The sequence below is a fragment of the Sphingobium sp. AP50 genome, from assembly GCF_900109095.1.
GTDB lineage: Bacteria > Pseudomonadota > Alphaproteobacteria > Sphingomonadales > Sphingomonadaceae > Sphingobium.
Genome location: NZ_FNYZ01000003.1, coordinates 209138 through 232239, shown reverse-complemented (window position 1 = coordinate 232239; position 23102 = coordinate 209138). Strand labels below are relative to the sequence as shown.

Below are 23102 nucleotides of genomic sequence, written 5' to 3'. Positions count from 1 at the left end.
GATTTACTCCGCTGGAGCGATGGAAGGGGAAGGTGTGCGCGGCGAGCGCACGAAACCGATGATGATGGCGGCGACGATGCCCGTCAGGCCCGCTGCAAGGAATGCGCCCTGCATGGTTCCGACGATGGTTTCGGCCTTGTGCACCAGCCAGGGGCTGGAAAACTGGCCGAAGAAGAAACAGGCGGTCCACACGCCCATGCCGCGGCCGCGATGTTCGAAGGGCAATTTGCTCTGCGCCCAGGAAATGATGGTCGGCACCGCCATGCCGGCCCCCGTCTGCTGCACGATGAGCGCCGCGACCAGCCAGCGCCAGTCCGGGGCGAGGCCAATGCCCGCCAGGCCGACGCCCAGCATGCCGAAGAAGGTGGCGAGTTGAATGGCCTGCGGCTTGTTGCCCATCAGGCGGAAGATGAGCGCGCCCAGCATCACGAACAGGCTGGGGATGGCGGTCAGTTGGCCGATGCGGGCCGGGTCCATCACGCCGACTTCGCGCCAGGCGAGCGAACCGCTGATGATGAAGACATAATAGAGCGCCGATGCGATCAGCGTCACGCCACCGATCACCGCGACCGATGCCGTGGGGAAGGGGGTGCGCTGGGTCTGGCCTTTGCGGGCGATGTCGGCGACGGTCGCGCCATCGGCGCGGCGCGGTTCGAACAGCCAGAAAATCATCGCGATGAAGATCGGGAAGGCGACGGCATAGACCAGGAAGATCCCGTTCCAGCGCACGGCCGACGCCGCGCCCGACATCAGGATCACGCCCGACGCAAAGAACGGCCCGCAAATGCCCTGAAGGAACAGCCAGTCCTTGCGCCCGCGATCGTCCCAATAATCGGCGATCAGCGTGTTCACGATGGTCAGGATCGCGGCTTCCGCCACGCCCAACAACAGGCGACAAGCGATCAGCGCGTTCAGGCTATCGATAAAGAAAGGCGCGGTGCCGACAATGCCGTAGAGCAGCGTCGCGCCGATCAGCAGCGGCCGGCGGCCGAACCGGTCGATGAAGAAGCCCGCAAACGGCGCGAGCAGCGCGATGGTCAGGCCGGGGGCCGACACCATCATCGGCACTTTCCAGCGCGCATCGGGATCGCCCGCGAAATGATCGATGATCGCTGGGATGGCGGGAAACATGGAAACGATCGCGAAGATCGGCAGGAAACCGGCTACGACGATGGTGATCCCCTGCGGGATCAGCGACAGGCGTCGGAAGAAATCGATCAGGGAACGCACTGCGCCTCAGCTCCTCTATCCCGGACGACTCAAAATTGGCCGTCTCTAATTAGAACTGATATTCGTCTATTGGTTTGATTGCGGCCTGTCAATCCACCGATCGACGGTCCGCAATACGGTAACTCCCCTAGAGGGTCTGGAAGACCGTGGGCTGTGGAAGGGCGGACTAATTCCTCCCCAAGACAAGCTTGGGGAGGAATAGGGGAGGCCCGCTTCGGCGCAGCTACGCCACCCCCCCCCGAACCATATGCTTACTTAATCGGATAATCCTTCGCTTCTTCGGGCACGGGCAATGTCACCTTGCCTGTCGCCGCCCATTCCGTGCCGCGCAGGATCAGCGATTGCAGGCCCGCGAAATGCAATGACACTTCGTCATGGCCCGGCGTCATGGAAAAGACGCGGCCTTTGCCATAATCGGCCGTCCACACTTGCGGATGGTCCGCGTCCATGCCCTTCATCGCCTTCAGCTTTTCCGGGGTATAGGCGGATGCGGGATATTTGTGGCCCGCCAGCTTGGGATCGTAACTGGCCGAAGAATCATGCGCCGTCGCCAGCACATGGATCTTCGCATTCGAGTCCATCCGCATGTTCGTGTACATGTCGTCGTTGAAGGTCCAGACATATTCGCGCATCCCCGCCGTGATCGGATGATCGCGGTCGACGATGTGAACGGGGAAAGCGCCCGGCGGCGACCGCCGGCTGGCCCCCGGTTCCATGACCGCGCCGATCAGCGTCTGATATTCCGGCCAATTCTGTCCCCAGGTGAAGGACGAATGAAAGGCGACCAGACCGCCGCCCTGCTTCACATAGTCCAGCAGCGCCTGTTCGGCCGGTTTCGACCAGCGATGCTCATCCTTGTCGGCATAGTTCCAGCGGCTGGAATAGTTGAGCAGCACGACGTCGTAATTTTTCAGCGTGGCCAGATCACCATGGTCGAAATCTTCGGTGATACGCACATCGAAACGGCCCGTGTCCTGCATCAGCGTGCGCAGCATGTTGTTCACGCCGGTCCAGTCATGTTCATAGCTGTTCTGGCCGCTGATGATCAGCACCTTCACCCGCTTTTCCGCCGGATCGACCGGAATGGCGACGCGCTGCACGGTTTCGGGCGGACGATATTTGATGTTCACGATAACCTGCGCGCTGACGGGCAGGGCCAGCATGGCGGTGGCTGTCATAGCCGCAAGGGTGGCGAGCTTCATTGCATTCTCCTCTCTTGTGATTGTGATTATGATGCAGGCAGTCGAGGCGAGCTGTCAGGTGCGGCCGGGCGCGTTGTCCGGCAGCGTCAATCACCCCGTACAGGGTTGATGCTGCGGGACAAAAATTGGTGCAGTCTTACCGATTCGCGCGGCAGACAAAGCGCCGCGCGACATTTATTAGAACAAAAATTCTGCTTGTCGATAGGCTTTTGCTAGACCAGATCGGCAAACTTGACGGGCACGCAGATTGCGATATTCTATTACTAGAATATTAGTTCATAATTGACTCGCGGCAAGGCCAGCGGGTCCGCAGGGGAGGGGTATGAACGGCACCGCAGGGCAGGGTGTAGGTCGGGCCTTGGGGCAGGCTGTGGCAGGCGCGGACAGTGCGCTTGCGTCCGCGTCGCGGCTCACCCATCGGCAACGCAGCATCGCGCTGGCCATCGTCGCCACCGCCATGGTGCTCGACCTTGTCGACATGACGATCATCAATGTCGCGGTGCCGACATTGCAGGCACAACTGGGCGCCAGCGACGCCGAAGTGCAATGGATGGTCGCGGGTTATTCGACCATCTTTTCGCTGTTGCTGATCACCGGCGGGCGGCTGGGCGACATATTCGGCTATCGCCGCGCTTTCCTGATCGGCGTCGCGGGTTTCACCCTGACGTCGCTGCTCTGCGGTCTTGCGCAGGATCCTGGCCAACTGGTCGCCGCGCGATTGTTGCAGGGGGCAACGGCGGCGATCATGCTGCCGCAGGTCATGTCGCTGACGCAGATCATGTACCCGCCGCATGAACGGATGGCGGCGCTGGGCCTGTTCGGCATATTGGGCGGGCTGGCGGCGGTATTGGGGCCGGTGATCGGCGGCCTCATTCTCAGCGCCAATCTGTTCGGGCTGGGCTGGCGGCCGATTTTCCTGATCAACCTGCCTATCGGGATCATCGCACTGATCATGGCGATGCGCATCCTGCCTGCGGGCAAATCCGCCCACAGTCCGCGCCTCGACATGGGGGGCACGACGCTGGTCATGCTGCTGCTGTTCGCGCTCATCTTTCCGCTCATTCAGGGGCGCGATTATGGCTGGCCGCTCTGGGGCTTCGCGCTGATGGCGTGCAGCCTGCCCATCGCGCTGATGCTGATCCGCCACAGCCGGGCGCGCATGGCGCGGGACGGTTCGGCGCTGATCGTGCCGGACCTGTTCCATGCGCGCGGCTTCACCTTCGGTCTGTTCACCACCCTGATGTTCCAGACGGCGACCGGCGGGCTGCTGTTCATCCTGACCCTCGCCATGCAGCGCGGTCTGCATTTTACGGCTGCGCAGGTGGGCATCGCCCATGTGCCCTATGCCTTTGGTGCATCCTTCGCTATCGGCTTGTTGTCGCGCAAGGCGCTGCCGCGCTTCGGCCCGATCATCATCACATGGGGCGCTGCGCTGATGGTGGTGGGGCTGGGCGTGCTGATCGCGATTTTCAATGCCCCTCCGCTGATGACTGCCGCGCCATGGCTGATCGCCTTTCCACTGCTCGCCATGGGGCTGGGCATGGGGCTGGTCGGCGGGCCTTTGCCGCCCTGCACCCTGTCCGAAGTCGATGTCGGCCATGCCGGTTCAGCATCGGGCACGCTCAAGGCGACGCAACAATTGGGTTCCGCCATCGGCGCGGCGGCGATCGGCACCTTGTTCTTCCTGATCGATCCGCTGGCTGGAACGGCCGGGGAAGACGCGATCCATGCCTTCACCCTGTCGGCCATCGTCGTCGCGGCCAGCCTGCTCGCGGTGGGCCTGCTCGCGCTCGCCATCCCGCGCCAGCTTCAAATTCGCGGGGGTGGCAATAAAGAAGGTGGTAGAGATACTGGGAAATAGCAATTTTTCGTATTTCCCTACAGACTCCAATGCCAAGACTTGCCGCCGTCTTTCCAACTCTGTAAGAAATGGAATTATAGTTCACATGTGCGCCCATGTCGGCGCGTGAGGAGAGGATATGGGACAAGGCGAAAACAGCCTTTCAGCGCCATCGGACGGGTGGTCGCCGACCACGGTCGATCGTCGCCAGATATTAGGTGGTGCAGCCGTTCTGGGCGCGCTGGTGGGATTGCCAGTGCATGCATGGAACAAGGTGCGGGAAGGGCAGGATGGCGGCGCCAGCGCGTCTGAGAAGCTCCTGCTGGCCCGTTTGTCCGACCTGGTGATTCCCGCGACCGATACGCCCGGAGCCGTTGCGGCTGGCGTGCCTGCCTTTGTCGAACTGGCGCTGCGTCACGGGCTGGAGGACACCGCGCCCGAAACGCCGGGCCGTGTCCATATGGGCGAAGAGCGCGGCGGCCTTTCCGTGCTGGACGGCGTGGAGCGGGAGCTCAATCAACTGACCACTTCGCTGTTCCTGAACCTGTCGCCCGCCCGCCAGCATGACGTGCTGGCCGCCTATGATGCGGATGCCTTCACTGGCGACCGCAGGGATCATCCGTGGAAGAAGCTGAAGGGGCTGATCCTGACCGGCTATTACACTTCGGAAATCGGCGGCAGTCAGGAACTGCAATATGAACTGGTGCCGGGTCGTTGGGACCCGAACCTTCCCTTGGCCCCCAATAACCGCTCCTGGTCGAGCGACTGGACAGCGGTGGATTTCGGATGAACATGGATTTTGACGCGATCGTGGTGGGTTCCGGCATCACCGGCGGGTGGGCTGCAAAGGAACTTACGCAAAAGGGCCTGAAGGTGCTGATGATCGAGCGGGGACGCATGATCGAGCATGGCACGGACTATGTGACCGAAACCAAGGCACCCTGGGACATGCCGTTTCGGGGCGAGGGCGACGCGGAACTCTATGCTGCGGAATATCCGGTGCAGCGGCTCAACCGCCACTTCACCGAATTTACCCAGAACCATTTCGTCAACGACAAGGATAATCCCTATGCCGTTGCCGATGGTACGCAGTTCAGCTGGTGGCGCAGCTATCAGCTTGGCGGCCGGTCGCTGACCTGGGGACGGCAAAGCTATCGCTGGTCGGACTATGATTTCGGCGCGAACAAGGTGGACGGATACGGCACCGACTGGCCGATCCGCTACGCCGACATCGCGCCATGGTATGACTATGTCGAGGACTTCATCGGCGTGTCCGGCGCGGCCGAAGGTCTGCCTTCGCTGCCCGACGGAAAATTCCTGCCGCCCATGGCGCTCAACGTAGTGGAACAGCATGTGCGCGAAGCCATTTCGCAGAAATGGCCCGACCGTCGTCTGACCGTCGGCCGCACCGCGAACCTGACCGCGCCGAAGGAAGGACGCGCGCCGTGCCAGTATCGCTCCATCTGCGCGCGCGGCTGTTCCTACGGGGCCTATTTCAGCACGCAAAGCTCGACGCTGCCTGCCGCGCAGGCGACAGGGCGGCTGACGGTGGTGACGGACTCGCTGGTGGAAGCGGTCGATTATGATCCCGCCACGAAGAAGGCGACGGGCGTCCGCGTCCTCAATGTGAAGACCGGCCAGCGCAGCAGCCACAGCGCGCGCATGGTGTTCCTGAACGCCAGTGCCTTCAACAGTGTGCACATCCTGCTGCGCTCCCGTTCCGAAGCCTTCCCCAACGGCCTTGCCAACAGTAGCGGGGTACTCGGCACCCACGTCATGGACCATGCCTCGACTCTGTCGACCATGGCGATGATGCCGGGCTTTGAAGATCGCACGACCTTCGGCAACCGGCCGACCGGCGTGATCATCCCGCGCTTCCGTAATCTCGATAGAAAGGATGGCGACTTCACCCGCGGCTACAGCTTTCAGGGCGGCGCGTTACAGAGCGGCTGGACAGCGGCCAAGCGGTCGGCGGGCATCGGCGCGGATTACAAGGCGGAAACCCGCAAGACTGGCGCATGGCGCATGGTGTTCGTCGGCTTTGCCGAAAGCCTGCCGCGCGCGACTAACCGCCTGACGCTGGACCCGTCAAAGTTGGACCCGCAAGGGTTGCCGATGCTGAACATCCATTTCGAACATGGCGACAATGAACGGCGCGCGCTGGCCGACGCGAAGAAGGAAGCCGCCGCGATGATGGAGGCCGCTGGCGGCCATGTCATCATGGGCTTTGACCAGCCCAATCCGGGCGGCACCGCCATCCACGAAATGGGCGGCGCGCGCATGGGACATGATCCCAAAACATCCGTGCTCAACCGCTGGAGCCAATCGCATGACATATCCAACCTGTTCGTCACCGACGGTGCGCAGATGAGCTCGTCCGCCTGCCAGAACCCGTCTCTCACCTATATGGCACTAACGGCGCGCGCCTGTGACCATGCGGTCTCGCTGATGAAGGAAGGCGTGCTGTGAGGCCTGTCATCACAGCGCTCAGCGTCGCGCTCATCGCCATTGCGCCCGCCGCACTGGCAAAGGCGGTCGACAATCGCGCCATCGTTGCCGATTTTGTCGACCGTTTCTACGCGCAACGCGATGTAGCGGCCGCATTTGCGGCCCATGTCGCGCCGGATTACATCCAACATAATCCCGGCCTTCCCGACGGGGCGACGGTCGCCGTCGAGGTGCTGGGACCAAAGTTCGCCCAACCCGGCGCGCATTTCGACGTGAAGCATCTGCTGATCGACGGCGACCTGGCACTGGTGCATCTGTTCGGTCAGGGCACGCCCGGCACGTCCGGCGCGGCGGTGGCTGACATCTACCGGCTGAAGGATGGCAAGGTCGTCGAACATTGGGATGTGCTGCAACCCGTGGCATCGGGCAGCGCCCCGCTAGCGATGGCCCCGGCAAATCCTGCGGGGCGGGGCGACACGGCGCGCAATCGCCGCGCGTTCGAACGCTTCATAGATCTGCTGTTCACGAAGGGCGATGTCGATCGCGCATACAGCCAGTTCGTTGCGCCCGACCTGATCCAGCATAACAGCCGCATGGGGCAGGGGCGCGACGGTGCGGTCGCCGCTATCAAGGGGCTGCGTTCGGCCCCCGGCGCGACCTTCGCGGTGCAGCGCATCCTGGTCGACGGCAATCTGGCGGCGGTTCATTATCGCGGCAAATTGTCGGCGGAGGATCGTGGCGCGGCAGTGATGGAAATCTTCCGCTTCGAAAATGGCCGGATCGTCGAACATTGGGACATGTTCCAAGCCGTGCCCGAAACATCGCGCAACGCCCACCCGATGTTCTGATCAGCATTCAGCGCAAACAAAAAGGGGGCCGCTGCGTTGGTGCAGCGGCCCCCTTTGCAACCGGAGAAGCGCTCAGCCCACCCGCGCCGCAATCTCCTTGCGGATGCGTTCATGCAGGCCGTCCATCGGCCAGAAGGCGATGATGATGAGCTGAATTATCATGATGGCGATTGGCCAGCCATAATAGGACCAGCGGATCGCCGCGCGTGCGCCATCGGTCACGGCCTTGGGATCATAACCGGCGATGCCCAGCACATAGGCGATGATGGCGGTGCCGACCGCCATGCCGACCTTGGTCGACAGGCTGATGCCGGATGACAGCAGCCCTTCGTTGCGCACGCCGAAAATCCATTCATGATAATCCACCGCGTCGGCCGCCATGGTGAAAATGGCTGTCATTGTCAGGCTGACCAAAATCGCGGCGATCAGGAACAGGCTCAGGAACAGCATATGCTGCGCCTCCACCCATGGCAGGATCAGGTGCAGCAGGATGGCGGCCGCCAGCGCGGCGATGCAGCCCCGGCGAATGCCCGTCCGCTTGAAGATCATCGGCGCGATGAAGGCGCTGAGCAGCAGCGTGCCGGACACGGCGGGCAGTAATATGCCGATCATCCACGGCGCCTTCATCACCTCTATCGCGAAGAAAGCGGTGACGGAAATGACACAGCCGAAGCGCAGGAAATTGAGCGTGCAGAACAGGAACGTCACCAGCCACGCCCTGTTGCGCGCCATTGCGCTCAACTGCGGGCCGATCGCCTCGCTGCGGGGCGCTTCGTCATGGTGCCGTTCCCGGCAACTGAAGAACAGGTTGAGCAGCGCCGCCAGCGTCAGCGCCGCGAACAGCACCGCCACAAGCGCAAAGCCCGTCCGCTCATTTCCTCCACCCAGCAGGCCGACCAGTGGCATGGTGGCGGCGGTTGCCAGGATGACGGAAATCGACGTGCCGATCGCCCGTGCGCTGCCCAGTTGCATGCGGCTGCCATGGTCGGTCGTCATCATCGGCATCAGCGCGGAAAAGGGCACCGCCAGAAAGCTGTAGAGGATGCCCAGCAGCGAAAAGGTGATGTAGGCATAGGCCAGTTTCGCGCCGGTCGATGCATCGATGGTGGTGAATGTCAGCACCAGCAGGATCGAAAAGGGGACGGCCGTGAACAGGAAATAGGGCCGGGTGCGGCCCCAGCGCGACCGTGTCCGGTCGACCATCAAACCGACGCCCAGGTCGACACCCGCGTCGAACAGGCGCGACAGCAGGAACAAGGTCCCTACCGCGGCCGCGGGCAGCAACGCAACATTTGTATAGAAATAGAGGAGGAATGCGCCCACCGCGTTCCAACTGAGGCCACAGGCGAAATCGCCCAGACCATAGCTTATCTTCTCCCATGGTCGTAACCTGTCTCCGCCCGCAGGGGCAGCAGCCCTGACCAGGGTTTCGTCTGTGGCATGACCTGCAACCGCACTCGTCATCACACTGTCCTCACCATCTTATGATGGCCCGTTCGCGCCGGGCCTATATGCAAAATAGGGCCGGTTTGCGGCCGGCCCTATGGTTATTCCTTGATGTTACAGGCTGGTCGCGGCCCGGATGCTGGTGATCGACTGGGACGGAATCATGACCTTCTCCTTGATCGTCCCTGCGCGGCAGAAACTGGGTCCGGTCGAAGAAGAAGGACGGCGGTTCCGCCGGCCTAGCCGGAACCGCCTCCAGATCATGCCCTATTTTGTTCGTGCTGTCCGTCAGAAACGAACGGTGCCGCGAACGCCATAGGTGCGGGGAGAGCCATAGACATAGTTGATCAGCAGCGAACCGCCGGCGTTCACATAACCCGCAAAGGCGAAGGGCCGATAATTTTCGATATTGCGGACGAAACCCTGAACGCTGAAGCGATCATTGGGGGCCACCCATTCCAGCGTGAAGTCGGTCTGGGTGAACGCCTTTTGCCGGGTGGCCAGATCATTGCTGGGTTGCAGATAATAATCCGACTTGAACCGGCTGAACAGGCTGGCCGTAACCTTCTGATCGCCGAAGTGGAAATCATGGTCATAGCCCAGCGCAATGGTCCATTTGGGCGACTGCACTGGCGTATTGCCGCTCAGATCAAAGGGCTGAAGTCCCGGCGTGTTGGGATCGCTGTCGGTCAGCGTGCCCGTCAGGCCCAGCAGGTTCGCGGAGAATTTGGTCAGCTTCGCATTCAGATAGTTGACGGTCGCGGTGAAACGATCGTTGCGGGACAGCAGGATGGTCGTGTCCGTTTCGATGCCCCAGATGCGTGACGCGCCCGCATTCACCACTTCTGCACCAACATTGGTGTCGAGGAAGATCGGGATCTGCTGATCCTTATAGTCATAATAGAAGGCAGATGCGTTGAACTGGATCGTGCGGTTGGCAAAGCTGTTCTTCGTGCCGATTTCATAGGCGGTCAGCTTTTCCGCGCCGAAAGAGCTGACATTGTCGAAACCGCCCGCTTTGTAACCGGTGGCGACCTTGCCGTAGATCAGGTTATCGCGGCTCGGCTTATAATCCACTCCCAGCGTCCAGGTGACCTGGCTGTCCTTCATGTTGGGATAAGTGGTCGTGCTGCCCGCTGTTTCGAGTGTCGGGGGTGTAGAACCGAGGCCGAAACGAGGGCCGAAATTCGTGAACTGGGCGTTCTTCTTGTCCTTGGTATAGCGGATACCACCGGTGACGCTCAGCGTTTCAGCCAGAGGAACGGTCGCCTGCGCGAAGCCAGCATAGGATTTATTCTTCACATAGGGGCGATAGAAATAATTGAGGTAGCTGCCGCCCGCAGCCAGCGGCAGGAACAGTCCCTGCGCCATATACTGGTCTTCGTTAAAGTAGAAGGCGCCGACCTGATAGATCACGCCGCCATTCTCGCCGCCCGACAGGCGGATTTCATGGCTCTGCGTCTGCGAATTCTTCTCGTAATTCTGAATGAAGACGGTCGGTACATAGCCGTTCAGCGGCTGGCTGACATCGGACTGCACATCGCGATAACCGCCGATATAGCTCAGCGTACCGATGGAGCCGACGTCGATGTCCAACCGTCCGCGAACCGCATATTGCTTGATCCGGGTATAGCCCAGATCGCCCAGCGGGAAGGATTTGCGCGGCGGGTTGAACTGAAGATTATGCGGCACGCCGCCATTTTCCAGCTGCGGCGTCGACGGAATGGGATCGACCAGGCCACCGGCATAGGCCGGGTTGGTCAGCACGCCGTTATTGGCTACTACGATGCCATATTGGGCAACACCGGTCGTGTCGACATTCACATATTCACCGGCCAGATAGGCGCGCACGCCTTCGGTCGGTTCGGCGTAGATGGACAGGCGGGCGGCGTCGGTATTGCCTGCGCTGCCGCGACCGGCCGAGCCGTTGTTGAAATAGCCGTCATGCTCATTGTGCATGCCGCTGGCGCGAATGGCGACCTTATCCCCGAGAGGCACGTTGACGGCGGCTTCGGCGGACAACGACTTGTAATTGCCATAACTGCCGGTGGCGTAGCCGGAAAATTCGCCCAGCTTGGGCTTGGCGACAACGATGTTCAGCGCACCGGCCGTAGCGTTGCGGCCATAAAGCGTGCCCTGCGGGCCACGCAATACTTCGATGCGTTCCAGGTCGAAGAAGCTGGCGTTCAGCGCGATCGGGCGGTTGATATATTCGCCGTCGATATTGATGGTCAGTGCCGGGTCGGCGGTTTCGCCATGATCCTGACTGGAAATGCCGCGGACCGAGATCTTGGTATATTGGGTGTCGTTGGTGATGTTCAGGTCCGGCGCAAGGCGCGACAGGCCGTTCACATCACTGATGCCGGCGTTCAGCACCGCATCGCTGTCGAACGCGCGCATCGCAATCGGTGTGTCCTGAATGTTGGTGGCACGCTTTTGCGCGGTGACGACGATGTCGGCAAGGCCGACCTTGTCGGTGTCGGCAGGTCCATTGTCCTGCGCCCAGAGCGGGCTGGCGAATGCCACGGCGGCGACGCTGGCGGTCAGCGCGGATATGCGACGGAATTTCTTCATGGTTCCTCCCCTCGATATACCCCCTCATAGGGGTTTTTACGAATTACAATGATGGTTTTAATAATGACCATCCTATGCGTCAACCCATAAAAGAATATGTATTTTAGTTTTGCTATGGCTGAATGGCCCTACGCGGCGTCCGGATAGTCCATGGATTTCTGGTATTATCGGGTGGGGAGCTATCGCCATTTCGTGCAGCCAGCCGATGAGCCGGGTGTTCTTAATGCGCGGTGCCCGTGGTCTCCATTCGATCAGTACCGATGATTCGGCGGCGCGATTGCAAAAGAAGGATCAACAGGCAGATCAGGATGATCACGGCATTTTGTGGCAATGATCGGGTCTCGTCTGTCCACGCATGAACCGCTGCTGCGACCATCTGATTGAATAGTAGCACAATCGATCCGATACGCCCCGCCACAGGGCGGATCGTGCCGATCAGAAGCAGCAATGCGCAACCCATTTCGCTCCAACCGACACCCCGCCCTGCAGGCTCCGGCAGATGGACCGTCCAGGCATGATGCTGCGCCAGTTCGGCTAATGGGGCAAAAGCCTTCATATACCCTACAAACGTGAAGAAGAGGGCAAGCAGGCAGGAGGCAAGAATGAGAACTATCGTTGTGGCGGTCTGACGAAGCCTGTTATCGGAACGCATAATCTGCCTCCTCTCCTGTCCGGTCGTTACCGGTTGATCGACTATGCCGGTCGTAGATTTAGCCTGCATCGGCCTTCGATATGATTATAAATAGAATATTTTTTCGCTAAACGGCGAGCAGGCATCTGTGCGTCTATTTCCATATGGAAAGCGATTAATAGCCGTCCTGCGGAAAATGCGCTCAATCGTAGATTGGCCGCAATTCATTATCCAAGAAGTAGCGTGTCATGGCCATCGAGGCCAACAGGTCCGGCGATCCGTCATATTCGATCGAAATCCAGCCTTGGAAAGCGTGTTGCTTGAGCAGATGATACAGGCCCTTCAGATCAAGCTCGCCCTGTCCCGGTTCCCAGAACCATCGCGTGCCGTCGTCAGCGATCTCAGGGTCCTGTGCATAACGCACGCTATCCGGCAGTTTGGACGACGCAGTGTCCTTGAGGTGGAAGGTGCTGATGCGATCGTGATAGTCGTCGTAAAATTTGAGCAGATCCTCCCCCATGATCGCTATCTGCGCGGTATCGATACAGTAATGTACGAGTTTTGGATCGGTCGATTCGATCAGTTCGCGGTGATTGGGAAGGTTTATCGCGCAGAAAAACTCATTATGCAGGCCGATTTTGACACCATGATCCGTTGCATAGCGGCCGATCTCATTCATTACCTTTGCGCATTGCTGCACTTCTTCCCGGCTTAGCGGACCGGTTCCATAGTAATTCTGGGTGGGGCATGTATTCATGTAGGTGCCGCCAAACTGAACTATCGTGTCGACCGCTTCCCGTCCGGCCCGAACGGCCTCGTCGAAATGATCCGCCGCATGAGAAGCATGGGCGCCATGAAACATGCCGATGACCTTGACTCCGCGATCCTTGGCGAATTCGGTAAAGTTTTGAGGTGATCCGAACAGTGGCAGGATGTCGGCCAGATCCCAGGGTGCGATTTCGATCCCTTCAAAGCCCAATGCGGACTGATATTTCAATATATTGTCCCAGTCCGAATAATAGGCGCTGTTGGACTTGTCTTCATAGTAAAATTCACGGAAATTATCGATCGTGCGGTAAGGGATCGCTTTCCAGTGGCACATATTTGCGTAGCGAATGTTCGGCATGACGGAGCCTCCGTTCAATTTATTTCTGTAGCTGATTGAGGAGGAGACGGGTTCGCAGCAGCGCGCGAAACGGGTCCCTCGTCTGTCGGGCGCTACAGGTGATGGGGCCGCGATAGTCCAGCTTGTCGAGCAGCGCCGCGATCCCGGCCAGATCGACCGATCCGGTTCCGGGGTCGCGGAAAACCTGCGTGGCCCGTTCGCGCGGAAATTCGGGATTGGCGGATTTCCAGACTGTCTGCGTGTCGACGAAATCGGTATCTGTCAGATGCACGCAATCGATCCTGCCGATCTGCGCTTCGATGAAGGTTGCGGCCGGGATTCCAGCGACAAAGAGGTTCGCTGTATCAATGTCCAGCTTCACCGTTTCGGGAAGCGCGTCCGCCAATGATAGAATTCGCTCACCGTGAAACAGGCTCCAATATTCGTTGCGAAGCAAGAGGTTGATGCCAACATCTTCTGCGGTGATTGCAAGATCGCCCAGCAGTTTGACGGTGCGCGCGGTGAAGCTCTCCAGATTATTCTCTATGTCGGGATGATATTGCGCGACGCGCCCGTAGAATGGCGACGGGCTGATTGCGAAATAGCTTGCGCCCAGATCCGCTGCATGGGTGATCGCTTCCCTGGCGAAGTGCCCCGTGGCGCCGAAATAGAAGTCCAGATTGGCGTTGCGCATGAACAGATTGGGATCGAAGGTCACCCCACTGACACGGCTGATACCGCTTGATTCCAGCAAGCTGCGATAGTTGGCCGCGTCGCCATATTTGGTGGCTACACAATAGCGGTTGAACGGCACGCCGCTGCGCCCGCCAAATTGCCAAACCGGCTCATAGGGAATCTCGATCGCTGAGAAGCCGGATGCAGCGATCAGAGTGTATAATTCTTCCCAGAAATACCGGCTTTCGTAGCGGTTGCGATTGGGTTCCTGGTAATGGCGATTAATCAGGTCGAGACTGATCGCGATATTATCGGAATGCATTTGGATATCCATTTTATCTGGCGCTGGGGCTAAACAGCGGACCGCCTGTGTTTGGCGCGGGCGATTGGCGGGCCCTGATCCGCTTTGATCGGCAGTGTCGTGCCGTCAGCAGCCCAGCTTTTGCCGGGTTAGCGCCACCGACTGATCCATCGGGAGGGTCGGGAAATATTCGAGGCCAATGGCACCCGAATAGCCCAGATCCTGCAAGGTTTGCATGACCTTGGCCCAGTTGAGGCTACCGGTGCCGGGTTCATGGCGGTCTTCCATGTCGGCTACTTGTACGTGGGCCACCAGATGGATGCGGCCTGCCAGCACCTCCGCCATCGTCTCGCCCATTACCGCACTGTGCCAGACATCGTAGAGCAGACGCAGATTGGGGCTGTTCACGGCCTCGACCAGATCAAGGCCAACTTTGGTGCTGACCAGATACATTGCCGCAAATAATCGGGTATTTAGCGGTTCGAGCAGCAGCGTGACCCCTGCTTCCTCCGCCACATCTGCCGCGGCACGCAGCGTCGTCAAGGCATTGGCGAAATGCTCGTCCTCACTTAGCCCCTCAATCCTGAATCCGGACGCGACAATAAGGTCAGGCTTGCCCAATCGCTCTGTGGCAGCGATTGTCTCGCGCACTGCAGTCACCATCTCTTCGCGCTCGGCCGGATCGACAATCGAACGACGCGGATCGACGCACACGCCGGTGAGGCGCATACCCGTCTCGGCCAGAGCGGTCGCCAGCATATCCACTGGCTTGTCACGCCAGAGATGAAATTCGGCCAGTTCAAAACCAGTCGCGCTTGCCGCACGCAGCCGCGCGTCCAGTTCACCGGCTTCAGTAAATTGCCACTCGATACAGGATGACAGTGGGTAGCACGCAGACATAGGATCTCCTTCCCATTCTACGGCCCCGTGGCGCCATGGGCGCTCGTATGCCTGGCGAGGTTGATCCCCACTATTTTGTGGCGTTCATATCGCGGCGTTTGTGAATGAGGTCAAGTTACTTTGCGATACGGACGTCGGGCATCGACTGACATTTCATCCCGACAGAAAGCTGCTGCATGGCCCACCATCGCTAAGCCGGAGAGCAGCAGGATACTCGCGGTCTGGTTGCATCTGAGGAGAGGCGAGAATGTCGGCTCAGCGGCTCTCGATAAGAATCTGATTGCCGTTCGAACGGGTGTTCAGATCCATGCTCAGCGCGATAGCCTGGGCAAAGCCCTGGGGATCGGTTGCCGAGAATAGACCCGTCACATGCCTCTTGCCGATATCCTGATCGGCCAGGATGATCGCGGTGCGATTATAGCGGTTGAACTCCGCAACGGCATTGGCGAGCGTCTCGCTTTCGAAGCTCAGGCGACCCTCCCGCCATAGCAGGACGCGTTGGACATTGTCCGGCGTGACCGCAACGGGCGAAATATTATCATTGTCATCGTCGATCCTGGCTTCCATGTTCGCGGCCATCCGGACGGCCTGACTGGCATGCGCAGGCTTGGCGACTTCGACGACTCCCTCCTGCACGCGCACATCGACGGCGCGGCTGGGCAGGGCGCGCACGGTGAAGGCGGTGCCGACTGCCCGGACTTCCGCCCCCATCGCCGCGACGATGAACGGCCGGGCCTTGTCCTTGGCGACTTCAAAATAGCCTTCGCCCCGGATCAGGCGAACCAGTCGCTGTTCACGGGAAAATAGTATCTCCATCTCGCTCTGGGTGTTGAGCGTCGCGATCGATCCATCGTCGAGCGGGATCAGCCGCACCTCTCCCGTTCCGGTGCGATAGAGCTGGGACCGGGGCCAGAGCAGGAAGCCGCTAAGCGAGGCGGCGAGCAACCCGCCCGACCCGGCGATGACGGTGCGGCGGGACAGATGCGGGCGCGGCGTTGCAGGCGTGAAATCCGGACCGAGAGCCTGGGCCGCATCCATGCGCATCAGGGCGGCGCGCGCCCGCATCAGGGCGCCCGCACAGCGGCTGTCGCCTGCCAGCCAGGCGTCAAGCGCCGCCTGTTCATGCGCCTCCAGGGGCGCACGATCGATGCGCGCAGCCCATAGTGCCGCGGCATCTCCGATCTTTGCGCTACTGTCTCTTTTCATGCGGCCGGCTGTCTCGTTTCCGTGCCCTTGATGCACGAGCGCTCCATTTTCCGCTATGCGCGAAGAAATTCAGCAATTTGCCAATAGCGTTGGCGACATGCTTTTCAACCGTGCTTTCCGACAGCCCCAGCCGGATGGCGACGTCGCGTTGCGACAGGCCCTGCACCTTGCGCAGCACGAATACCTCGCGGCACCGATGGGGCAGCGCCTCGATCGCCGCCGCTACCTGTTCCAGTTCCATACGCTCGTCGACCAGTTGATCGGGCAGGGGGTCTGCGGCCTCCAGTTCGAGCGTACCGATTTCATGGATCGACCCGATCGGCACGATCCGCGACCGGCGAAGGTCCTGCAAAATGATCGAATGGGCAGTCTGGAAGAGATAGGCGCGAGGATTGACGATCTGGCTCACCGTTTCGAGCATGACGAGGCGGGAATAGGCCTCCTGGATCACGTCATCGATATCGAAACCGATATGGGCGCGCCGGCTCAGCCAGGCGCGCAGGCTACCCTCATGCGGCAGGATATGCCGTGACAGCCAGAAGGCGCGATCGTCGGAAAAATCGGTCATGGTCGGCAAGCCCCATGACGAGCGAACCCGTGCGACACGCTATCATCAAAACATAAAAAACAGACCGGCCGAATAATTTATAAAAAATGCGATTCCGACTGGGGGAAAATTCCGCCTCATGCATCTAGGCCGCAAAACCCCAGGGGAACGGGGGGCAGGGAGGATGCGCAGACCGGTCTGAAAGGCCCGATCCATGTACCGCGTCCGGGGAGCGGCAGGGGGCCAGATGATGAACCGTTCGACGACCATGAAGAGTCTGCTAATCGGCGCCAGCCTGATCGCCGCGATGGCGACCACCAACGCGCAGGCACAAGATCGCAAGTTCAGCGTGCCGGCGGGCAATATCAACATGACCCTGCCGATGTTCGCGCGCCAAAGCGGGATTCAGATCATCGCGCCAGCCGATCAGCTTGCGGGCGTTCGCTCCCCTGCCATCATGGGCGTTTTCGACACGCGCGCGGCGCTGCGCCGCCTCATTGCCGAGGCTAATCTCGAAATCGTTGCCGATAGCGGAGCAGCGATCATCCTCAAGCCGCGCGCCCATGTCGTCACCACGCCGACGTCGCTGCGGATCGGACAAGCGGCACGCGCCGCCGCAAATTGGGCAGCGCCCCGGTCCTTTCAGCCCGCCAATGCCCCATCCGTTGCAGCGGACGAACCCGGCACCGGCGGCGAAATCATCGTGACCGCCACCAAGACGGCAACGACCCTCAACCGGGTGCCGATCAGCATGCAGGCCATGCCGCAGGAACAGCTTGACCGCCGCAATATCCGCAGCGTGTCCGACATCGTCCGCACGGTTCCCGCGCTCTCGATGCAGAGCTCGACCACCGCCGACCGTGTGCCCAGCATCTCGATCCGCGGCGTGGCATCGTCAACCGGGGCGCAGACAACCGGCGTCTATCTGGATGATGCCCCGCTCCAGAAGCGCAACGCCATCGGCATTTCGGGCAGCGGCACGCCGATCCCGGCGCTGTTCGATCTGGAACGGGTGGAGGTACTGCGCGGCCCGCAGGGTACGCTCTATGGCGGTTCGTCCCTGGGCGGCACGATCCGCTTCATCACACCGGAACCCAGCCTCGATAAGGTTACGGCCTATGCCCGTGCGGAGATCGGCGCCGTGCAGGATGGCGGCATCAATCATGACCTGGGCGTCGCGCTGGGCGGCCCGCTGATCGAGGACCGGCTCGGCATTCGCGTCAGCATGTGGCACCGTCGGACGGCGGGCTATATCGATCATGTCGATCGCTTCACCGGCGACACGCTGGCCAAGGACACGAACAGTTCGGATGACTGGGCGCTGCGCGGCGCGCTGCTGTTCAAGCCGACCGAAAATTTCAGCCTGACGCCATCGGTCTATTATGCGCTGAGCGAGCAGCATGATGCTGATACAGCCTGGAAGACAGTGCCGGAAACCACGCTGAACGGCACCACCTATCCGGCCGCCGTCTATGGCGATTATCAGACCGGCACCAACTGCAATGTAGGTGACAATTACGCCGCCACCACGCCGCGCTGCGTCGCCAGACAGCCGCGTACCTCGCGCATCTTCCTTCCGTCGCTGAAGGCGGAACTGGACATGGGAAGCACCACGCTGACCTCGATCTCCAGCTATATCAGCGACAGCACCCATGGCCGGTCGGATTATAGCTATATCGAACCGGGCAATTTCCAAGGTGGCTTTCCCTTCGTCGCCGATATCGAAAGCTATCGTTCGACCCCGATCTACGAGAATAAGCGCACCGGCTTCACCCAGGAAGTCCGCTTCGCCAATGATGGCAACAGCCGTTTCAACTGGGTCGTCGGCGGGTTCTTCGCGACTTATAAGAACAACTCCAACTATCATATCGTCGCCAATCTGGACGATCTGACCCAGGCCGTGTTCGGCGCGCCCGCGGCGGCCATTTTCGGTGTGCCGGTCGAGGACGGGAATATCACCTATCATCGCGATCAGGATCTGAAGGAAAAATCGCTCGCCGTCTTTGGGGAGGCGAATTTCGCCGTTACCGACAAATTGAAGCTGATCGCCGGCGCGCGCGTCAGCCGGGAGAAGTTCCGCTATCATCAGGTCACGGCCGGAACCTTTGCTGGCTTCCTGACGCCGACCACCGCCAATGGCGGCCTGACCGACGGCAAGGTCAGAGAAACGCCGGTCACACCCAAATTCGGCCTGCAATATCAACTGGACAGCGCCAACATGCTCTATGCCACGGCGGCCAAGGGCTTCCGCGTGGGCGGCGTCAACCAGCCGCCGCCGGCATCGCGCTGCGGAGCGGATCTTGCGACCCTTGGCATCACCTCGACGCCGGGCACCTACAAGGCGGACTCGCTGTGGAGCTATGAGGTCGGTGCCAAGCTGCGCTCGCGCGATCGCAAGCTCAGCCTCAACTCCAGCGCCTTCTACATCGACTGGAGCAATATCCAGGCAAGCTATGGCCTGCCGACCTGCGGCTTTGGCTATGTCGTCAATGGCGGCAAGGCGGTGTCCAAGGGCTTCGACCTGGAAGCATCGGTGGAACCTGTCGATGGCTTCACGCTCAGCGGCATCGTCGCTTATACCGACGCGCAATATACGCAGGCCGTCGTTGGCCCGGCCCCGTCGTCCACCCTCTATATCCGCGATGGCGATCGTCTGCCGGTGCCCAAATGGGCCTTCAACATCGCGGGCGAATATCGCTTCGATATCGGCAGCTATGGCGCCTATCTGCGCGCCGACTGGCAGCATGCCTCCCGCTACCAGAACAGCTTCGGTCCCGGCACGGGCAGTTTCACGCCCGACACCTATATGTCGGAAGCCACCGACTATATGACCGCACGGATCGGCCTGCGCCGCGATGGCTGGGAATTCTCGATCTTCGCCGACAATCTGCTCAATTCGAAGGATGTGCTGGGCAATGAAGGCGGCAGGACCGGCTGTGCCACCGGCGAAGGCGCAGCCTGCACCACCTACGAAAACTACACCCAACCCTATCAATATGTCACCTTCCGCCCGCGCACGATCGGCGCGACGCTGACCCTGCGCAAATGAGGCTCCCGACGATGAAGGCTTTTGTTTCGATGCTGGCGCTGGGCGCTGCGACGGCGCTCGTCGCCAACGGGCCGGTGGCGCGCGCCAGCGAACCACCCGCCGGGGGGCAGCAGGATGCAGGCCCCAGGGAGGAACTGGCCAGCCGCGATCACAAGATGATCATCAACGGCAAGACCATTGCGTACAAGGCGACGGCCGGCACGCTGATCATCACCGATGATGATGGCGTGCCCCGCGGCAGCATCTTCTACACCGCCTATACCGCACAGGGGGCCAGTGCGACGGGCAAGCCCCGGCCGCTCACCTTCTTCAACAATGGCGGTCCCGGATCGGCCAGCCTCTGGCTCAATGTCGGTGGTTTCGGCCCCAAGCGCCCGCCGACGCTGACCCCCAAGGCGACCCTGCCGGCCCCCTATGTGGTGCAGGACAATCCCTATTCGCTGCTCGACAAGTCCGATCTCATCTTCATCGATGCGATCGGGACCGGCTATTCCCGCCCGGTCGGTGATACCAAAGGCAAGGCCTTCTGGGGCGTCGACGCGGATATCGATTCCTTCGCCCGCGCCATCAACCGCTACATCACCAAGAATGACCGGTGGAACAGTCCGCGCTACCTGTTCGGGGAATCCTACGGCACCACCCGATCGGCGGGCCTTGTCTACAAGCTCCAGAATCAGGGGATGGATTTCAACGGCGTCGTGTTGATGTCGACCATCCTCAATTCCGGCACCGGCCTTCCCGGCGTCGACCTGGAGGACATCGGGCGGGTGCCCTCCTTCGCGGCGACGGCCTGGTATCATGGCAAATCGGCGACCCACCCGACCGACCTGATGGCCTATCTCGACGAGGTCCGCGCCTTCGCCCTTGGCCCCTACGCCACCGCCCTGCTCAAGGGCGACCGGCTGTCGGCCGAGGAGATGGACGCCGTGGCCCGCACGCTCAGCGGCTATATCGGGCTGTCGGTCGACTTCCTCAAGAAGAACAAGCTGCGCGTCGGCATGGAACAATATCGCAGCGCGCTGATGGCCGATCAGGGATTGATCATCGGCCGGTTCGATACGCGCTTCACGGCGCCGGCTTCCTATGTCAGCGGCGACGGCTCCTATGATCCGGCGACCAACGATGCCGCGACCGCAGGCGTCAACAGCGCTCATCTTTCCACCTTCCAGGATCATCTGGCGCGCGACATCGGTTACAAGCCGGACCTGCAATATCGGCCGCTCTACAATGGCGTGATCGCGCCGGCATGGGATAATCATCACAAGGCGCCGGGGATCGACGAACCTATTCCGGTCCCCAACACCGCGCTGGACCTCGCTGGTGCCATGCAGCGCAATCCCAATCTCAAGGTGATGGTGATTGCCGGACTCTATGATCTGGCGACGCCGTTTGCGGGAGCGGAATTCGACGTCTCGCATCTCTATCTGACGCCCAATCTGCGCCAGAATATCAGCTTCTCCTACTATGAGTCCGGCCACATGACCTATGTGGATGAGGCCGCATCGCGGAAGCTGAAGCTCGATCTCGACCGCTTTTATGATGCGACGACCCGCTGATGTGCCGCATGCTTAGCGCGTCCGTTGCGGGGATCATGCTGGCATCGCCCATGGCACCGCTCCACGCCACCGACAAACCCGCAGCGCAGGCGAGCGAACCTGTCGCCGAAAAGCGCGTGGTCACCAGCCATGTCCTGACCATGGCAAAGGGCGTGAAGCTGCCTTATAGTGCGACCGTCGGCACCTTGCAGCTCAAGGACAAGCAGGGAAAACCGGGGGCCAGCCTCTTCTATGTCGCCTACACGGTCGCGCCGAAGGCAGCGGAGCGGCGGCCCGTCACCTTCTTCTACAATGGTGGTCCGGGCTCCTCCAGCATCTGGCTGCACATGGCCTCTTTCGCGCCGGTGCGGGTGCCGGTCGATGTCGGGAAACAGGGCGGCGCCATGCCCCGTCTCGCGCCCAATCCCGACAGTCTGCTCGACAGTACGGACATGGTTTTCCTAGATGCGGTGGGCACCGGCTATTCGCGCGCGCTCGATCCCCAGGACTCGAAGCATTATTGGGGCAATGATCAGGATGCCGCCGCCTTCATGCAGGCGATCCGCCGCTATGTCGAAATCAACAATCGCTGGCTCTCGCCCAAATATCTGTTCGGCGAATCCTATGGCACTACCCGGTCGGCGATGTTGTCCTATAAGCTGATCGACAGCGGCATGCCGGTCGATGGCGTGATCCTCATGTCCTCCATCCTGAATTTTGCGCAGCGGGCGCCCGGCCTCGACCGGATGGATATTAATTATCTGCCCAGCTATGCCGCTACGGCCTGGTATCATGGCAAGGTGGATCGGGGCACGGGGCTGGACGCGCATGTCGCCCGTGCGCGCCAGTTCGCGCAAGGCGCCTATGCGGCAGCGCTGGCCAAGGGGCAGGATATCGGCGCGGAGGAGCGCGAAAGCGTGATTGCGCAAATGGCATCGCTGACGGGCCTCAGCCCGGACTATCTCCGCCAGGCCGACCTGCATGTACCGCCCGACCGTTTCCGCAAGGAATTGCTGCGGGATCGGAGCGCCGTGACGGGCGGGTTCGACACACGCTTTATCGGCAGTGAGGGAGATAATGCGGCCGATACGGCACAGAGCGATCCGGCCGACGACGCGATCTCCGGTGCGATCATCGCCAATTTCTCCGCCTATCTCGCCCATGACCTGGGCTATGCGTCGGACGGCGATTATGTGGTGAACACGCCAGCGCTCTTCCCCGTCTGGGACTGGAGCCATATGCCGCCGGGCGGCCCGCGCCAGAATGCGATGGCCAATGTCGCTATCGATCTGGGCGCCGCCATGCGCCGTGCACCACGGATGCGCGTCCTGTCGCTCAGCGGCTATTACGACCTGTCGACACCCTTCTTCGCGACGGAATTCGATCTCGCCCATCTCTATCTGCCGACCGAACTCAGGCCCAACCTCGTCAGCCGCCATTATGCATCGGGCCATATGCTGTACCTCGACGGCAAGACCTTCACCGACGTGACACGCGATGTCCGGGGCTTCATCGAAGCGAAGCTGGATTAGGAAAGGAATGTCGAGGCCAATACGACGGTCAGC

The 23102-nt window shown here is 60.9% G+C and carries 17 protein-coding genes; 7 read left to right on the top strand and 10 right to left on the bottom strand.

Translation table 11 applies throughout. The annotated features are described in order from the left end of the window. Positions 1–3 precede the first annotated feature (3 nt). Positions 4–1230: an MFS transporter gene (locus tag BMY84_RS09005; protein ID WP_093083224.1), complete on the bottom strand. Its 1227-nt coding sequence runs from the start codon at positions 1228–1230 to the stop codon at positions 4–6. 251 nt (positions 1231–1481) lie between these two features. Beyond that, positions 1482–2432 (bottom strand): ThuA domain-containing protein, encoded by a 951-nt coding sequence (locus BMY84_RS09000; RefSeq protein ID WP_093083223.1) that lies wholly within the window; start codon positions 2430–2432, stop codon positions 1482–1484. A 322-nt stretch (positions 2433–2754) separates the two neighbouring features. On the opposite strand from BMY84_RS09000, the gene BMY84_RS08995 reads away from it, so the two are divergent. The 4 genes from BMY84_RS08995 (at position 2755) to BMY84_RS08980 (ending at position 7568) form a co-directional block, all read left to right on the top strand. After that, a complete protein-coding gene (locus tag BMY84_RS08995) occupies positions 2755–4293 on the top strand; it encodes an MFS transporter (protein WP_093083221.1) in 1539 nt (512 codons plus the stop codon). Between the two features lie 118 nt (positions 4294–4411). After that, positions 4412–5062 carry a gluconate 2-dehydrogenase subunit 3 family protein gene (locus BMY84_RS08990; RefSeq protein ID WP_093083219.1) on the top strand — a complete coding sequence of 217 codons (651 nt, stop codon included), beginning with the start codon at positions 4412–4414 and terminating at the stop codon, positions 5060–5062. After that, complete coding sequence (locus tag BMY84_RS08985; protein WP_093083217.1) at positions 5059–6741, top strand: GMC oxidoreductase; 1683 nt, start codon at positions 5059–5061, stop codon at positions 6739–6741. The genes BMY84_RS08990 and BMY84_RS08985 overlap by 4 nt, the downstream gene beginning before the upstream one ends. After that, positions 6738–7568 carry a nuclear transport factor 2 family protein gene (locus BMY84_RS08980; protein WP_093083216.1) on the top strand — a complete coding sequence of 277 codons (831 nt, stop codon included), beginning with the start codon at positions 6738–6740 and terminating at the stop codon, positions 7566–7568. The genes BMY84_RS08985 and BMY84_RS08980 overlap by 4 nt, the downstream gene beginning before the upstream one ends. 72 nt (positions 7569–7640) lie before the next feature. Here the strand turns inward: BMY84_RS08980 and BMY84_RS08975 are convergent, their stop codons facing one another. The 8 genes from BMY84_RS08975 to BMY84_RS08940 form a co-directional block, all read right to left on the bottom strand. After that, positions 7641–9032 (bottom strand): MFS transporter, encoded by a 1392-nt coding sequence (locus tag BMY84_RS08975; RefSeq protein WP_093083214.1) that lies wholly within the window; start codon positions 9030–9032, stop codon positions 7641–7643. Positions 9033–9302: 270 nt separating this feature from the next. Beyond that, entirely contained in the window at positions 9303–11588 is a 2286-nt protein-coding gene (locus tag BMY84_RS08970) for a TonB-dependent receptor (RefSeq protein ID WP_093083213.1), read from the bottom strand. 220 nt (positions 11589–11808) lie between these two features. Beyond that, entirely contained in the window at positions 11809–12240 is a 432-nt protein-coding gene (locus BMY84_RS08965; protein WP_177203950.1) for a DoxX family protein, read from the bottom strand. Positions 12241–12421: 181 nt separating this feature from the next. Then, a complete protein-coding gene (locus BMY84_RS08960; protein ID WP_256215181.1) occupies positions 12422–13216 on the bottom strand; it encodes a sugar phosphate isomerase/epimerase family protein in 795 nt (264 codons plus the stop codon). A 148-nt stretch (positions 13217–13364) separates the two neighbouring features. Further along, positions 13365–14321, bottom strand: coding sequence for a sugar phosphate isomerase/epimerase family protein (locus BMY84_RS08955; RefSeq protein WP_093083208.1), 957 nt, complete (start codon positions 14319–14321; stop codon positions 13365–13367). 105 nt (positions 14322–14426) lie between these two features. Then, on the bottom strand, positions 14427–15200 hold the full coding sequence (locus BMY84_RS08950) for a TIM barrel protein (protein ID WP_093083207.1): 774 nt from the start codon (positions 15198–15200) through the stop codon (positions 14427–14429). Positions 15201–15455: 255 nt separating this feature from the next. Beyond that, positions 15456–16406 carry a FecR family protein gene (locus tag BMY84_RS08945; RefSeq protein WP_093083205.1) on the bottom strand — a complete coding sequence of 317 codons (951 nt, stop codon included), beginning with the start codon at positions 16404–16406 and terminating at the stop codon, positions 15456–15458. Then, entirely contained in the window at positions 16390–16974 is a 585-nt protein-coding gene (locus tag BMY84_RS08940; protein WP_093083204.1) for an RNA polymerase sigma factor, read from the bottom strand. The genes BMY84_RS08945 and BMY84_RS08940 overlap by 17 nt, the downstream gene beginning before the upstream one ends. A gap of 226 nt (positions 16975–17200) precedes the next feature. Here BMY84_RS08940 and BMY84_RS08935 point away from each other — a divergent pair, with 226 nt between their 5' ends. From BMY84_RS08935 to BMY84_RS08925, 3 genes are read left to right on the top strand one after another with little or no spacing between them, the layout of a single operon-like run. Beyond that, positions 17201–20002 (top strand): TonB-dependent receptor domain-containing protein, encoded by a 2802-nt coding sequence (locus BMY84_RS08935; protein ID WP_177203949.1) that lies wholly within the window; start codon positions 17201–17203, stop codon positions 20000–20002. Between the two features lie 11 nt (positions 20003–20013). Beyond that, positions 20014–21558 (top strand): S10 family peptidase, encoded by a 1545-nt coding sequence (locus tag BMY84_RS08930; protein WP_256215179.1) that lies wholly within the window; start codon positions 20014–20016, stop codon positions 21556–21558. 8 nt (positions 21559–21566) lie between these two features. Further along, positions 21567–23069 (top strand): S10 family peptidase, encoded by a 1503-nt coding sequence (locus tag BMY84_RS08925; protein ID WP_177203948.1) that lies wholly within the window; start codon positions 21567–21569, stop codon positions 23067–23069. Positions 23070–23102 lie beyond the last annotated feature (33 nt).